1 rRNA gene is annotated in these 259 nt (G+C 51.7%); it reads right to left on the bottom strand.

The window, feature by feature from the left end:
• Positions 1-259, bottom strand: a 23S ribosomal RNA gene (locus ACCC94_RS30345); the annotation flags it as partial.

Below are 259 nucleotides of genomic sequence, written 5' to 3'. Positions count from 1 at the left end.
CTTTAGGAGGAGACCGCCCCAGTCAAACTGCCCACCATACACTGTCCTCAATCCGGATAACGGACCAGAGTTAGAACCTCAAGCATGCCGGGTGGTATTTCAAGGATGGCTCCACGCAGACTGGCGTCCACGCTTCAAAGCCTCCCACCTATCCTACTCAAGCAGGCTCAAAGTCCAGTGCAAAGCTACAGTATAGGTTCACGGTGTCTTTCCGTCTAGCAGCTGATACACTGCATCTTCACAGCGATTTCAATTTCAC

Origin of the sequence: Pseudomonas sp. Pseusp97 (assembly GCF_047304025.1) — a bacterium.
In the GTDB taxonomy this organism is placed as follows: Bacteria; Pseudomonadota; Gammaproteobacteria; order Pseudomonadales; family Pseudomonadaceae; genus Pseudomonas.
This window is presented reverse-complemented; position numbering and strand designations above follow the sequence as displayed.